The organism is Moheibacter stercoris (genome assembly GCF_040545805.1).
Lineage (GTDB): Bacteria > Bacteroidota > Bacteroidia > Flavobacteriales > Weeksellaceae > Moheibacter > Moheibacter stercoris.
Genome location: NZ_JBEPMO010000006.1, coordinates 81,008 through 95,428, shown reverse-complemented (window position 1 = coordinate 95,428; position 14,421 = coordinate 81,008). Strand labels below are relative to the sequence as shown.

General features: G+C 36.0%; 14 protein-coding genes. 9 read left to right on the top strand and 5 right to left on the bottom strand.

Features of this window, described 5'->3' with window-relative positions; translation table 11 throughout:
• Positions 1-17: 17 nt before the first annotated feature.
• Positions 18-2,228, bottom strand: a complete 2,211-nt coding sequence (locus ABID46_RS06840; RefSeq protein ID WP_354508406.1) for a zinc-dependent metalloprotease — start codon at positions 2,226-2,228, stop codon at positions 18-20.
• A 173-nt stretch (positions 2,229-2,401) separates the two neighbouring features.
• On the opposite strand from ABID46_RS06840, the gene ABID46_RS06835 reads away from it, so the two are divergent.
• Positions 2,402-2,746, top strand: a complete 345-nt coding sequence (locus tag ABID46_RS06835; RefSeq protein ID WP_354508404.1) for a hypothetical protein — start codon at positions 2,402-2,404, stop codon at positions 2,744-2,746.
• Here the strand turns inward: ABID46_RS06835 and ABID46_RS06830 are convergent.
• From ABID46_RS06830 to ABID46_RS06820, 3 genes are all read right to left on the bottom strand, one after another.
• On the bottom strand, positions 2,728-3,513 hold the full coding sequence (locus tag ABID46_RS06830; RefSeq protein WP_354508402.1) for a rhomboid family intramembrane serine protease: 786 nt from the start codon (positions 3,511-3,513) through the stop codon (positions 2,728-2,730). The genes ABID46_RS06835 and ABID46_RS06830 overlap by 19 nt on opposite strands.
• A gap of 76 nt (positions 3,514-3,589) precedes the next feature.
• The gene (locus tag ABID46_RS06825; protein WP_354508400.1) at positions 3,590-4,555 is read right to left on the bottom strand and encodes a D-alanine--D-alanine ligase; all 966 of its coding nucleotides are present in this window, start codon (positions 4,553-4,555) and stop codon (positions 3,590-3,592) included.
• Entirely contained in the window at positions 4,539-5,030 is a 492-nt protein-coding gene (locus ABID46_RS06820) for a hypothetical protein (RefSeq protein WP_354508398.1), read from the bottom strand. Before ABID46_RS06820 ends, ABID46_RS06825 begins: the two co-directional genes overlap by 17 nt.
• Positions 5,031-5,088: 58 nt before the next feature.
• On the opposite strand from ABID46_RS06820, the gene ABID46_RS06815 reads away from it, so the two are divergent.
• Complete coding sequence (locus tag ABID46_RS06815; protein WP_354508396.1) at positions 5,089-5,742, top strand: NRDE family protein; 654 nt, start codon at positions 5,089-5,091, stop codon at positions 5,740-5,742.
• A 110-nt stretch (positions 5,743-5,852) separates the two neighbouring features.
• On the top strand, positions 5,853-8,384 hold the full coding sequence (locus ABID46_RS06810; protein WP_354508394.1) for an ATP-dependent Clp protease ATP-binding subunit: 2,532 nt from the start codon (positions 5,853-5,855) through the stop codon (positions 8,382-8,384).
• Positions 8,385-8,687: 303 nt separating this feature from the next.
• Here the strand turns inward: ABID46_RS06810 and ABID46_RS06805 are convergent, their stop codons facing one another.
• Positions 8,688-9,344, bottom strand: coding sequence for a helix-turn-helix domain-containing protein (locus ABID46_RS06805; protein ID WP_354508392.1), 657 nt, complete (start codon positions 9,342-9,344; stop codon positions 8,688-8,690).
• A gap of 97 nt (positions 9,345-9,441) precedes the next feature.
• Here ABID46_RS06805 and ABID46_RS06800 point away from each other — a divergent pair, with 97 nt between their 5' ends.
• From ABID46_RS06800 to tnpA, 6 genes are all read left to right on the top strand, one after another.
• Positions 9,442-9,828 carry a type III secretion system chaperone family protein gene (locus tag ABID46_RS06800; protein WP_354508390.1) on the top strand — a complete coding sequence of 129 codons (387 nt, stop codon included), beginning with the start codon at positions 9,442-9,444 and terminating at the stop codon, positions 9,826-9,828.
• Positions 9,829-9,977: 149 nt separating this feature from the next.
• Positions 9,978-10,676 carry a PspA/IM30 family protein gene (locus ABID46_RS06795; protein WP_354508388.1) on the top strand — a complete coding sequence of 233 codons (699 nt, stop codon included), beginning with the start codon at positions 9,978-9,980 and terminating at the stop codon, positions 10,674-10,676.
• Positions 10,669-10,866 carry a DUF4177 domain-containing protein gene (locus ABID46_RS06790; RefSeq protein ID WP_354508386.1) on the top strand — a complete coding sequence of 66 codons (198 nt, stop codon included), beginning with the start codon at positions 10,669-10,671 and terminating at the stop codon, positions 10,864-10,866. Before ABID46_RS06795 ends, ABID46_RS06790 begins: the two co-directional genes overlap by 8 nt.
• A 45-nt stretch (positions 10,867-10,911) precedes the next feature.
• On the top strand, positions 10,912-11,577 hold the full coding sequence (locus tag ABID46_RS06785) for a hypothetical protein (protein ID WP_354508384.1): 666 nt from the start codon (positions 10,912-10,914) through the stop codon (positions 11,575-11,577).
• Between the two features lie 22 nt (positions 11,578-11,599).
• Positions 11,600-13,717 carry a flotillin family protein gene (locus ABID46_RS06780; protein WP_354508382.1) on the top strand — a complete coding sequence of 706 codons (2,118 nt, stop codon included), beginning with the start codon at positions 11,600-11,602 and terminating at the stop codon, positions 13,715-13,717.
• A 90-nt stretch (positions 13,718-13,807) separates the two neighbouring features.
• Positions 13,808-14,260, top strand: coding sequence for an IS200/IS605 family transposase (gene tnpA / locus ABID46_RS06775; RefSeq protein WP_354508380.1), 453 nt, complete (start codon positions 13,808-13,810; stop codon positions 14,258-14,260).
• The last annotated feature ends 161 nt before the right edge of the window (positions 14,261-14,421 follow it).

The following is a 14,421-nucleotide window of genomic DNA, read 5'->3' as shown; positions in this document are numbered from 1 at the left end:
TGTTATTTATCGGAATATTATTTTACCAATAATTTTGTTGTAGATAAACCTTCAGCGGTTTCAATGTTTACAACATAAGTTCCTGTAGGAAGTTTTACGTTGTACGCAATGTTCAAGTTTCCACCAGCATGGTTATCGTTTTGAACGTGAACCATCTTACCTGCTGTATCGAAAATTGTAGTTTTCACATTTCCTTTCGCAACATTGTTAGCAGCTACGTTGAATTGACCATTTGTTGGGTTTGGATAAATTCCAATTGCCAATTGATTCAAGTCAGAAACGCCCATTGTACCAGTTAAGTTGAATTTTCTTGAAACAGCATAGTAAATGTTGTCAATTGCTTCAATCATGATTCTACCATTAACACCCGCAACAGTTCCAGTTGGGATTGTAATCATTTCAGAACCATCATTTGGAGTACTTTCAGCAACAACAGTGAAAGTTGCTCCATTGTCAGATGAGAACAAAATTCTAACATTAGCAGTATTGATTGGAGCAGCATTTGTTCCAGCTACATCCCATTCTACTAACATAGTGTTGGCAGAAATGTCTACGTTTTGTCCAGAAGCAGGAGTGTTAACTTTGAATGGCCCAGCATCACGAACATAAACTCTCATTGCATCGGTTCCTGTTTGACCCGCTTCTGCATTGTTATCTCTCGCAGTTAATGTGAAGTTGAAAGTTCTTGGAACTGTTGTAACAGCTTCCCATCTACCTCTCCAGTAATTTTCGTTTGTGATAACATCTGTTAACAATACATAATCAAATCTTGGCATATATCGTACTGGCTCTGTAGAAGGTGCTACAGAACGGAAGTTAGGACCAGTTGTTTTCGTCCAAGAAACACGGCTATTAGCACCAGTATTGCTTCCTGTAGCATTATCGTTTTGTTCCCAAGTATAGATCAATGGATCTCCATTTCCATCTGTTGCAGAACCCGTTAATTTAAATGCAGTTCCTTTTGGAATTTCATAATCGCTACCTGCGTCTACTACTGGAGCAACGTTTGCGATGGTAGTATTGTTAGCACATGGCTTGTTTTGAAGATTGTTTTGAACTTGTTGAATGCTTCTATACGTGAAGTAGTCATCTGAATGTTGTTGTACGTTGTAACTAGTGATACCTGCATATCCCATAATTGTAGATCCACTACCTGGTTCAATGTTTACACCTGTACCTTCAATATTATGAGAGAACGTATGATTTGCTCCTAATTGATGCCCATACTCGTGTGCAACATAGTCGATATCAAAATAATCTCCTTCTGGTCCTCCAGATCCTGGAGAAGTATATCCGCGACCTTTGTTTGCATCAATACAGATACATCCAATACATCCAGCGCTTCCTCCACCACCAGATCTGTGGTAAATGTGTCCAATATCATAATTGGCAGCACCAATGTTAGCATTCAAATAAGATTGCAATTGACCTTGCGTTGTTCCAATATTTCCTGGTTGAGTGAATGGGTCAGTTGAAGGATTTAAGAATACGATTTCATCGTTGTTATCAATTAAGATCAAATTGATCGCGAAATCTTTTTCAAAAACACCATTTACACGTGTCAACGTAGCGTTGATTCCGCCCATAGCTCCTTCTAAAGTTCCACCAAAATAAGCAGAATATTCACCTGTAACAGCTTGTGCTAAACGGAATGTTTTGAAAACACCAGCGCTTGATTTGTCTGCAACGAAATTCTGAGAATCTTGAACCATGTTTTCGTCAAATTCCGTTTCACATTTAAATGGCATTTCTCCATCTTGTCTGTGCTTCTTAGAGTCAAAAACAATGTATTTTTGACCATCTGTTGTATACGGTTCAATGAATTCAGATTTCCCATTGCGAAGTACCATTGAAGAAACTCCTGCAGGAGAAACACTAATTCTTAGGTAAGCATGAGGATCTGAAAGACTTGTTCCCATGTAAGAACGTATCTCAGGGAATTTTGCCTGTAATACTGGACTAAAGTTAGAAGCTTCCCAAACTTCAAATTTTTCCATTTCACCTTTAGCATTTGGAATCGTAATGATATTTCCAGGTAAGTTGGAGAATCGTTCTGGTGTGTTCGCAAGACGTTGTTTCAGAACTTGCATATCTAGACTAAAAACCCCTGCGGCTTCAATCCTTTCTTTTCCTTCTTTAACAACTGACGAACCTTTTGTGGTTGATTTCCATTGAGAAAAACCAAAAATAGGAGAAGCAATTGCCAAAGCCAATAAAACTTTCTTCATGTGTTTCTTTATTATTTGTTTGATTGTTTAACTTTGCTAATATAAAAAAAAATATACGTATGAAAATCGATTCTATATACAATCTAGCGTTGGTACTTATTGTAACCATTTCTTTTTCATCTTGCAAGATGTCAAAAAATGTTGTTGAAAATCAAAAAAACTCAATAGAACTAATGGAAATATCATTGGAGAAAGTAGGAATGAGCGGAAGTGAAAATTTGGTCATTAATTCCAAAGAAAGAATGAAAACTCAGTCCAATAGATCTGGAGTGGGAGATTCAGTAAAGACCATTTTCGATTCAAAAGATTGGAATGAATTAGTTGCCATTGTTCAAAATTTGAATATAGAAGAATTTCAAAACATGGAAGCTCCTTCTCAAGAAAGGTTTCATGATGGAGCAAGAGCTACTACTATAATTATTAAAACTGCTGATAGCGAAATAAGCAGTCAAACCTATGATGAAGGAAAACCACCTGCATCGGTAAAAATCTTAAATGATTACCTAGAATCATTATAATACCAAAAATCTGAATTTGGGGTTGAATCTTGTTTGGGTTCTTCCCCATATTTTTTTTCTAGTAAAATTCGTTCTTCCTCAGGTAATGAAGCTTTGTATTGTTCCCATAATTCTTGTTCGCGTACATCAGGAGTATCTGTAAGTTCCCAAGAATATTTCTTTTGTTGTTCGCCATAGTTTCGAGTGATAAAAGCAAATAAAATTCCCATAATTGCTCCTGCCAAATGACTTTCCCAAGAAATGGGATTGGATTCTTCATTCATGAATTTTGGCAGAAATTCTTCTGGAACAACACCCCAAATCATACTCCCATACAGAAATACTACAATAAAAGAAATGGCCACCAAATTGCGAGACTTTCTCAAAATTCCACTAAAAAAAACATAAGCTGCCAAAACATAGACGACACCACTTGCTCCAATATGGCATCCAATCGAATCGCCAGGTAATAAATTACCAAAAAGCCAAACCAGTAGACCACTTCCAATCCATCCGAAAATAATGACATAATAGGCCATTTGTTTGTAAAACATCACGGCAAAAAAGCTTAAAACTGCCAATGGAACACTATTACTAAGAATATGTTTCCATCCTGAATGAAACAAAGGAGCAAATAAAATTCCTCTTAATCCTAAAGGTTCGCGCGGAACAATTCCATAACAATTGAATCTTCCCAAGCCAAAATGTTGCAATAAGAATGTCCCCCAAATGGCTGCTAACAAAAAGAGGGGAACGTATAATGTATTTTTAGGAAAAGGATATTTCATGCCAATTGTTTGAGTTAATCTTGTCACAAATTATTCCACGAAAATTTCCCTGACAAAATTTCTTACAAACTCCAATTTAAGGAAAAATTCGTTTCCAAACGGCTCTAAAATATTCTTTGGAATTTTGATTCTTTGGTTGTGTTAGCGCAATTTTATATTGCCAGCCAAAATGTCGGGCAGCTTCTTTGTATGCTTGCCATAACGTGTATTTCGGATCGTAAATATGCGTAGGTTCAGAATTTGCACCATTGATTTCGATAATTCTGAATTTTCCTTCTTGCAATTCTTGAATGGAATTTGCTTTGATGTCAAATCGACCATAATAGAAACCTTTAATTTGTTGAGAGATTTCGTGAATTTTATTTACTAATTGGGTTGTTTTTAAATGAGTCGCATCCAAGAATTTCGTTCCTCTATTATGATTTCCAATGGGTTCCAAAAGAATTTTTGTTCCTTTGGGAAGGATAATTTCCCATTCTTGTTGAAATTTCGATTCGAAATAATCCAAACGCGAAATCGCTCGTGGGTGATTCGATAAGAAATCTTTTAAAGTTTGTTGACCATCTGCTTCAAAAATCAAAAATTCTTTTCCCGTAATCGATAAAATATCAAATTCTTGAGTAGCAGGATTGTGAACATAGAATACACCAAATTCGTAGGGTTCCTCCATGAATTCTTGGATGATGATGTTTTCTTTGACCGGATAATTTTTCCAATCTGTTTCATTTCGGATGATTTCTACATGGATTCCTCTTTCTCCTATATCGGGTTTTGCCACAAATGGAAAGGGAAAGAGTTTTGAATTTTCGGATTTGTTGAATAAAAACTCTGTTTTGGGTTTAAATGCATCTGGAATTTGTTGGATGATTTGAAATTTCGAATAATCCAAAACACCTCCAAAATGAATTCCCGGATTTGCCCGACAGAAATAGGTGATGTCGCCACATTGGAAATATCTCCAAACCCAATAAAGAATAAATGGACCATAGAATACCCAAGATGGCCAATATTCATATTCCCAAAAATTACGCTTGTTTTTCACGGTATCTCAAAGTTGAAAATGCAAATCCGAAATTTTCTGGAATGGAAATCTCCGGGAAATGATGTTGTATAGCGATTCTGATGATGGCCAAATGATGTACCGTATGGTCAATTGTATAAAGCAATTCACGTTGAGTTTGCGTTTTCATTTGAACATTTGAAGAACCTATTGATTGATGTAAAATAAGTTCTTTATCCAATTTTAAACAATCTATTCCTGCTTGTATTTCCTTGATTTTGATTAAAGCTATCTGAGAGGAAGTTTCCAAAAGAGGATTTCGCTTACGCTGATCGTAATTCAAAACACTAGATGCAACTGCTTCTAAAAGGCAATCATACAAATCCAAAATATGTCGTACATGTTTTCCAATGGAATTGTCCATTAAGAGAGGTAATTCTTTTGAATACGAATGATCATTCAATTGCATGACAAGCATTGAAAGCTGTTTTAGTAAAAGATTGGAAGATTCTTTCATAATTTTCACCGACAGTAGCAAATGTATTAATTAATACCTTTGCAATAAATAGAATATTTTGTGTATCCTAAGTATTTTTTCGAAACAAAACGGTGATTTCATCCTAACTCAAAATCGAGATGAATCCCATTTACGACCCACATCAGACAAAATTGAAAACCGAAAATTTGGAACAAAAGAGTTTACAGGTCCAATAGATTTGGTCTCCAACGGAACTTGGATGTATTATGCTAAAGATTATGTAGTATGCATTCTCAATGGCGAATACGAAAAACACCAACATCGGCCTCCGTATGCAAGAAGTCGTGGATTGATTGCTTTGGATTTTTTAAATTATAGTACGGATAACGAATTTGTCGAGCAAATCAATTTAGAAAATGTAGAACCATTTACGATGGTAATGCTCGATCGACATTCGTCTTCCAAAAACATATTGGTATGGGATGGTCAAAACAAATATCTAGAAGATCATTCTGATGAACAATTGATTGTACGATCTTCTTCAACCTTGTACGATGCCGAAGAGAAATTAATACATCTAACGGAGTTTCAGAATATGACCAATCCAACTAAAGAAATAATTTTGGAAAAACATGACGATTTGAAAATGCATCCCAATGATCGTTTTCCAACGGTTCAAACTACCTCAATTACCCAAATCATTCAAATGGATAATCAAATTGAACTGAAATTTTGTCCGATTTCATTTTGATTTTAACCTAATTTGGCAGAATATAATTAACAATTTAAGGTTAATAACTATGGCATTATTTATGTGATTTAGAAAAAGAAGTAACTATATTTGTTTACAAGAGATAAAAAATGAACGATAATTTTTCACAAAAAGTAAAAGATGTAATCGCCTACAGTAAGGAGGAAGCATTGCGTCTTGGACATGATCAAATAGGAACGGAGCACTTGTTGTTGGGCATCTTGAGAGATGGTGATAGCAAAGCAGTTTCTATTTTAGAAGGTTTGAGTGTGAATTTGAAAGAAATACGAGATAAAATCGAACTTTTGGCTCCGCCGAAGGAAAGTTTTTCGAACAACAAACAAAACCTACAACTTACCAAACAAGCTGAACGCGCACTAAAAACAACTTTTTTAGAAGCGAAATTGTTTAAAAACACTACTGTCAATACGGTCCATTTATTATTATGCATATTACGCAACGAGAATGATCCTGTAACCAAACTTTTGAAAAAAATGGAGGTGGATTATGCGATTGTAAAAGGTGAATTCAATTTCCAATTCATGGATGAAGAAATTGACGAAACACCAAAAGCCGATGCGAATTATGATGATGAAGATGATCGTGGACAAAGTGGTGAATTTGAACGTTCCACGCCAAGAGCTTCCAATTCCAAAACCAAAACACCTGTTTTGGATAACTTCGGGCGCGATTTAACTCAAATTGCAATTGAAGGGAAATTGGATCCAGTTGTTGGACGCGAAAAGGAAATCGAACGCGTATCGCAAATTCTAAGTCGTCGTAAGAAAAACAATCCTTTGTTAATTGGTGAACCAGGAGTTGGAAAATCAGCGATTGCGGAAGGTTTAGCACTTCGAATTATTCAACGCAAAGTTTCACGTGTTCTATACAACAAACGTGTCGTAACCTTGGATTTGGCCAGTTTAGTTGCTGGAACCAAATACCGTGGACAGTTTGAAGAGCGTATGAAAGCCATCATGAACGAATTGGAGAAAAACGATGACATCATCCTTTTTATCGATGAGTTGCATACCATCGTTGGAGCAGGAGGAGCGACAGGTTCTTTGGATGCTTCCAATATGTTCAAACCGGCTTTGGCAAGGGGTGAACTGCAATGTATAGGTGCAACAACTTTGGACGAATACCGTCAGTACATTGAAAAAGATGGCGCTTTGGTGCGTCGTTTCCAAACTGTAATGGTCGATCCGACTTCGCCTGAAGAAACAGTTCAGATTTTACATCAAATCAAAGACAAATACGAAGCGCATCACAACGTTAATTATACAGAAGAAGCGATTCAAGCTTGTGTGAATTTAACAACAAGATATATTACCGATCGATTCTTACCAGACAAAGCGATTGACGCTTTGGACGAAGCAGGTTCTCGAGTACATATCAAGAACATCAAAGTTCCTCAAGAAATTTTAGACTTAGAAAAGAAATTGGAAGAAGTACGTGAGGAAAAATCCAAAGTTGTTAAAAGTCAGAAATACGAAGAAGCAGCTCGTTTGCGTGACAATGAAAAGCAAATCGAAGCGCAATTGAAAAAAGCGCAAGCTGACTGGATGCAAGAATCCAAAGAGAATCGTGAAACCGTTTCAGAGGAAAATGTTGCAGAAGTAGTTTCCATGATGAGTGGTGTTCCTGTTCATAGAGTTGCCGAAAAAGAGTTGAAGAAATTAGCTCAAATGGGTGATTTGATGAAAGGAAAAGTAATTGGTCAGGACGAAGCCGTTTCCAAAGTGGTAAAAGCCATCCAAAGAAATCGCGCAGGATTGAAAGATCCAGGAAGACCGATTGGTTCCTTCATTTTCTTAGGAACAACCGGTGTCGGAAAAACTCAATTGGCAAAGGTTTTAGCAACCGAATTATTTGACTCACCAGATGCTTTGATTCGCATCGATATGAGCGAATACATGGAGAAATTTGCCATCTCAAGATTGATTGGTGCGCCTCCGGGTTACGTCGGATACGAAGAAGGTGGGCAATTGACAGAAGCTGTTCGTCGTAAGCCATATTCGGTTATTTTATTAGACGAAATCGAAAAAGCGCATCCAGATGTGTACAACATTCTATTGCAAATTTTAGATGATGGACATATCACCGATAGTTTAGGACGAAAAGTTGATTTCCGAAACACCATTATCATTTTGACTTCCAATATCGGAACACGACAATTGAAAGATTTTGGTGATGGAGTAGGATTCGGTACAACAGCGAAGAAAGATACGGCTGACGAACGTGCAAAATCAACGATTGAGAATGCTTTGAAGAAAACATTCGCGCCAGAATTCTTGAACCGTATCGATGATGTAATTATTTTCAATGCCTTGTCAAAAGAAGATATCTACAACATCATTGATATCGAATTGGAGAAATTGTACAAGCGTTTATCAGATCTTGGTTACCATTTAGAATTGACCGAAGAAGCCAAAAACTTCATCTCCGAGAAAGGATTCGACAAAGATTATGGGGCGCGTCCATTGAAACGTGCGATCCAAAAATACATTGAAGATCCGATGGCAGAGGAAATCATCAATTCAGAAATTCAAGAAGGTGATAAATTATTGCTAGAATTGAATGATGCCAAAGATGGAGTGAAAATTTCCGTAGTTGGAAAATCAGCCGAACAAGAATCTTAAAAAGATTAAAATAGTATAGCTAACCGCTTTTCGAAAGAGAAGCGGTTTTTTTTTATGTGAAGAAGTTTTATTGGGGCGTGTCCGCCGCAGCGGACCGGGCTTTCCGCGACAATCTTTTTCCCTTTTGACTTCGAGAACCTCAGTCAACGTGAAAAAGGATTTCTGCTACAATCCCTCACGCGAGATTAGAAATCAAAAGAAAACCTTGTCAAGGTTTCAAATCCTTGAAAAGGTTGTTAACTTGTTTTTTGTTTTTAATAGAGCAATCGTTCCATAGAAACGTTTCGTATTTTGTTTATCACTCTAAACCTTTTGAAAACTTCCCAATAAAGTCCAAAATTTTTCCGGTGATTTTAAACTGAGCGAAACCGATTTCCATTCATTCAGTTGCAAAGTAATTTCCGTTCCTTCTACTTTGAATTGTCCAATGAAAAAATCATCTTTTCCCCAAAACAATCCAAACAGACCATTGATAAGGTGTAAATTATTTCGGTCAATGTCCTCAAAAAATAAAATGGAACCATCTGAATAGGCGAAATCAGAAGGATGTGGAATAGTCGAATTCATTTCAACCGCCAACAATCTGTTTTTGCTATACAAAGGAAATTGTAGTTGTGGCAATAATCTATGGTCTTGAAAATATTCGTCATTTCGTGCAAAACCCTCTCGATTTAAAAAAGGAATATTTGTTAGTCCTTTCGATGCGGAAAGAGAATCCTCGTCAAAATAATCTCCGAAATTTAAAATTTCATTGACCGATAAAGGTCGTTCGATAAAATCGTTCAATGGAATGCTAAAATAATTAGCAATTCGTATCACAAATTCCAACTTCGGTTCGGCACGTTTTTCCTCATATGAAGAGATATTTGCTCTTTTTAAGTCAAAAAGTTCAGCAAAAGCTTGTTGGCTCAATCCCTTTACCTGCCTTAATTTCTTGATATTTTGTCCTAAAAAACTCACGTTGTTGAAAATTTTAACATTTTAAATGCTAAAAATATTAGCATTTTTTATAATTTTACTACACAAATTAACAACCTTTAGTGGAGAAATCAAAATTATGGACTACAAAACTGTGAAAACCTACATTGAAAAAATGAATTATACCATTGTCGATGCAAACGAAAAAGAAGGTGTTTTGGTAATTGAAAACCTGATGGACGGCGTTCGAAATCTTATTGTGGGAGTGGTGTCACCCGTGTTGATTTTAGAACAATATCTCTTCACGCTAAAAGAAGATAATCTTGATACATTCAAATCGCTTCTTATAAAGAATAGAGATATCATACACGGTGCATTTGCGCTAACCGAAGATGGAAAGAAAGTGATTTTTCGTTACAGTTTGCAGTTGCATAATTTGGACTTCAACGAATTCGAAGCAGCCATCAATTCCCTGAGTTTGTTGATGAGTGAATATTATGAACAATTAATTAAATTTTCAAAATAAGTTTTTGAAGATAGAAAATAGAGAATAGAAATAAGAAAAAAGAAAAAAGAGTAAAGATAATAGAGTATAGATAGTTTAGATCTGTAAATCAAATATCATAAATTGAAAATCGTATATCGTAAATAAAATTAATAACTATAAAAACCAAGATGATGAATATTTTCAAAAGAATTTTTAGAATAGGACAAGCCGAAATTCATTCGGTTGTTGAAAAAATGGAAGATCCAATCAAGATGACCGAACAAGGAATTCGTGAGATGAAAACCGATTTGGACGAGTCTTTGGAGGCGTATGCAAAAGTAAAAGCTTTAGCAATTCGTACCCAAAACAATGTTGAAAACAAACAGAAAGAATCAGAAGAATTTGAAAGAAAAGCCATTATATTGCTACAAAAATCGGAAGCCAACGAATTAGAAACCGAAAAAGCGGAAAATCTAGCCAAAGAAGCTTTGTTATTAAAGAAACAATTACTTCTGGAAGTGGAAGAATTGAAAAAACAAGCCGCTGCACATCAAAATTCTGCCGATGAATTATTTAAGAACGTTGAAGTTTTGAAATTCAACATTTCAAAATGGGAAGCCGAATTAAATACGTTGAAAGCACGTGTGAAAGTTTCCGATGCAACCAAATTGGTCAACAAGCAATTGGCGAAAATTGATTCCAATAGTACGATTTCAATGTTGGAAAGAATGAAAGAAAAAGTAGAAGAAGATGAAGCGCTTTCAAAAGCTTATGGCGATATCGCTTTGACCAACAAAAATGTGAGAGATAAAATTGACGAAGCGATAGGTTCAGATGACGTGTCAAAAGAATTGGAAGAATTAAAAAACAAATTGAAAAATGGCTAAGAAATTCGAATATCAAACGGTAACCATTCGCCCAACGGGAACTTGGTCTTCCAAATTTGATACTGTTGAAATAGATCGGATTCTAAATGAAATGGGTCAAGATGGCTGGGAATTGGTTTCAATGGAAGACAAAAATTTTGGCTATGGTTCAACAGAATGTTTCTATTACACCTTTAAACGCGAAATCTAATAATTAAAGCTGAAATCCTCAATCTAAAATCTTAAATTATGTAATATGGCAGATCTACTAAACCTACTATTTCATCCGTTGCCCAACGGAATAATGACGGTTTTAACCGGATGTTCCTTGCTCTATTGGCTTTTTGTTATGATTTCTGGAAGCGGATTGGATTTTGGAGTCGACGCAGATGCAGCCTTGGAAGTTGGAGATGTCTCAGAATTAGATTCTCCTGATGATGTTTCGGAGCCAGGAATTATGGCAAAAATTTGGGATTTTATCAATGTCGGAAAAGTTCCTGTAATGGTCATCGTAACCTTATTCAAATTTGTCAGTTGGATTATGACCATCGTTTCATCGGTCGTTTTCGGCTTAGGGAAATTAGGAATTTGGTCCGTTCTGATTTTAATTCCAATTTTCATTATCGCTTATTTTTTAATGCATTATTTAACCAAACCATTCGTGAAACTCTACAATAATTTAGGATACAAAGGAGATGATCCTATTGATTTTCTCGGAAGATCTGGGAAAATGAAATCCACCATCGAAGACCAAAAAATTGGTTCAGCAGAATTTTTCATCAACGGAGATGTAATTCGACTAAATGTATTGAGTCAAGACGGATCTAAAATAGACTACAATGATTCCGTGATGATTGTCAATGAATCGGTCGATCGCAAACTATTTTACGTGAAAAAAGAAATTAATTTATCAAATATCTAAAACTATAAAAATCAATTTACTAATGAGTATGCCTAATTTTTTATTCATTGAAGGAACAACAGGAGTCATCTTAATTGCCGTTGGTGCTGTTGTCTTTCTATTTTTTGCTTTCTTAATTGTATTAAGTTCATTTTACAAAAAAATCCCACAAGGAAAAGCCATTGTCCGTACAGGTTTTGGAGGAACAAAAGTAGCCTTCAATAAAGGGATGTACGTCGTTCCAATTTTCCATAAGATGGAAATTATGGACATTTCGGTGAAGAAAATTGACATTGCCCGTATGGAAAATGACGGTTTGATCTGTAAGGACAACATCCGTGCGGATATCAAAGTTGCGTTTTTCGTACGTGTTAACAAATCCATTGATGATGTAATCAATGTTGCGCAGAATTTAGGAACGGTACGTGCAAGTGAACCTGAAACTTTGAAAAATATATTTGAAGCCAAATTTTCCGAAGCCTTAAAAACGGTTGGAAAAAAGTTTGATTTCATTGAATTATACGAAGCTCGTCGTGAATTTCGTGACGAAATTTTAAATATCATCGGAACCGATTTGAACGGATATATTTTGGATGATTGTGCCATCGATTATTTGGAACAAACGGAATTGAAATTTTTAAGTCCTGACAATATTTTGGATTCGGAAGGGATTAAGAAAATTACCGATTTGACTGCGAAACAAAATATGGAAGCGAATTTAATTCGTAGAGGAGAAGAAAAAACCATCAAAAAGCAAGATGTGGAAGCTCGTGAGGCCATCTTGGAATTGGAACGTCAATTGGCTGAAAAAGAAGAACGTCAACGTCGCGAAATTGAAAACATCAAAGCGCGAGAAATGGCGGAAATTTTAAAAGTAAACGAAGAAGAACGCTTAAAAGCGGAATCTGTTCGAATTTCAACTGAAGAAGCCTTGGCCGTTCAAGAAGAAAATAAATTACGTCAAATCATCATCGCGGAAAAAAATAAACAACGTACCGATGCAGTGGAAACCGAACGTGTTGAAAAAGATCGTGCATTGGAGCAAAATGAAAGAGAAAGAATTGTAACCCTTGCTCAAATAGAAAAAGAACGAATTGTTGAGGTAGAAACCAAAAACATTCAAAATGTTATCAAAGAACGTGTTCAACTGGAAAAAGGAGTTGTGGAAGAGCAACAAAATCTACGTGATGTGGAAATTTTCCGTGATGCGGAACGTAAGAAACAAGCTGGGGTAATTGCTGCCTCTCAAGAAGCAGAAGAGAAATTAGTCGCAACAGTGAAAGCGGCTGAAGCTGCGAAAATCGCTGCCGAACAAGAAAGAGAAAAGAAAATCATTGATGCAGAAGCCGAAAAGAGCATTGCGGAAAGAAAAGCACAAGAAATTCTAATCGAAGCCGAAGCGAAAAAAGAAGCATCTGTAAAGGAAGCCGAAGCACGTAAAATCATCGCCGAAGCGGAAGCAAAAGAAGCAGCAGCAATCGGATTGTCAGAAGCGGAAGTTATGATAGCCAAAGCAGAAGCAGAAGAAATTCAAGGAACTGCTGAAGCATCGGTTATCGAGAAAAAAGCAGAAGCTATTAGAAAAGAAGGATTGGCAGAAGCAGAAGTTGTTCGTGAGAAAGCATTGGCAGAAGCAAAAGGAATCGAAGAAAAAGCTTCAGCGATGAAACAGTTACACGAATCGGGTCAGTCGCACGAGGAATTCAAACTTCAATTGAACAAAGAAAAAGAAGTGGAATTGGCGCAAATCAACATCCAAAAAGACATTGCAACTGCGCAAGCCGATGTGTTGTCAGAAGCTTTGAAATCAGCGAAAATTGATATCGTGGGTGGAGAAACAATGTTCTTCGAAAACATTGTGAAACAAGTTTCCAATTCCAAAGGATTTGACCATTTGATCAATAATTCCAAACACGCAACCGATATTAAAAATTCCTTGATTGGTGAAGATGGATCGGGTGATTTGGCAGAGAAAATCAGAGGATTGGCCGATAAATACGGAATCAATTCCAATGATATCAAGAATTTGACCATCACCGCAGCATTGATTCAATTGCAGCAAGCGGCTTCGGCACAAGGAAATGAACAAGACACAGGATTCATCAATTCCCTTTTTGGAATGGCTAAAAACTTGGGTATTTCCAATAAGAAAATTGGATAGAAATAAATGAAAACTTTTCAAATGCGTCTTTTAATGAAGGCGCATTTTGGGAGGATTTAGATTGAATTTGAAATTAAAATTTCCCAAAATATGCCACAATCATTATCCAAATTATATGTGCATATCATATTTCATACAAAATACAATCAGCCGATGATTTTACCAGAAGTTGAAAAGGATTTGTATGCTTATATCGGTGGAATTATCAAAGAAAATCAATCTATTCCAATAAAAATTGGAGGTGTTAAAGATCATTTGCACATTCTAGCGGCAATGTCAAAAAATATTTCTTTGGCGAAATTTGTGGAAGAAATTAAACGAAATAGTAGCCGTTGGATAAAAACCAAAGGTTCTGAATATAAAAATTTTGCTTGGCAAGGTGGTTATGCAGGGTTTTCGGTTTCTCCGTCAGTTTTAGATAGAGTTGTTAGATACATTGAAAATCAGAAAATACACCATCAAAAACAATCATTTCAATCTGAATACCTACAATTTTTAGAAGAGCACCAAATTGATTTCGATGAAGACTTTTTGTGGAAATAAATATGCTGCCCCTTCAGGGCGCATTGGAATTTTTTCATCTACCAAGGCTTTGCCTTGGTCAAAAGATATATTTGCCTTTTAGGCAATAGATTTTAGAATAATTACCACCCTGAAAGGGTAACATAGAATAACCCAAAGCATCACATTGGGAAGAACAAGAA

What these genes read in the sequence shown, in the direction of transcription:
- ABID46_RS06840 (WP_354508406.1), bottom strand. Translation starts at nt 2,228, where the DNA reads ATGAAGAAAGTTTTATTGGCTTTGGCAATTGCTTCTCCTATTTTTGGT.
- ABID46_RS06835 (WP_354508404.1), top strand. Translation starts at nt 2,402, where the DNA reads ATGGAAATATCATTGGAGAAAGTAGGAATGAGCGGAAGTGAAAATTTG.
- ABID46_RS06830 (WP_354508402.1), bottom strand. Translation starts at nt 3,513, where the DNA reads ATGAAATATCCTTTTCCTAAAAATACATTATACGTTCCCCTCTTTTTG.
- ABID46_RS06820 (WP_354508398.1), bottom strand. Translation starts at nt 5,030, where the DNA reads ATGAAAGAATCTTCCAATCTTTTACTAAAACAGCTTTCAATGCTTGTC.
- ABID46_RS06810 (WP_354508394.1), top strand. Translation starts at nt 5,853, where the DNA reads ATGAACGATAATTTTTCACAAAAAGTAAAAGATGTAATCGCCTACAGT.
- ABID46_RS06800 (WP_354508390.1), top strand. Translation starts at nt 9,442, where the DNA reads ATGGACTACAAAACTGTGAAAACCTACATTGAAAAAATGAATTATACC.
- ABID46_RS06795 (WP_354508388.1), top strand. Translation starts at nt 9,978, where the DNA reads ATGATGAATATTTTCAAAAGAATTTTTAGAATAGGACAAGCCGAAATT.
- ABID46_RS06790 (WP_354508386.1), top strand. Translation starts at nt 10,669, where the DNA reads ATGGCTAAGAAATTCGAATATCAAACGGTAACCATTCGCCCAACGGGA.
- ABID46_RS06785 (WP_354508384.1), top strand. Translation starts at nt 10,912, where the DNA reads ATGGCAGATCTACTAAACCTACTATTTCATCCGTTGCCCAACGGAATA.
- ABID46_RS06780 (WP_354508382.1), top strand. Translation starts at nt 11,600, where the DNA reads ATGAGTATGCCTAATTTTTTATTCATTGAAGGAACAACAGGAGTCATC.
- tnpA (WP_354508380.1), top strand. Translation starts at nt 13,808, where the DNA reads ATGCCACAATCATTATCCAAATTATATGTGCATATCATATTTCATACA.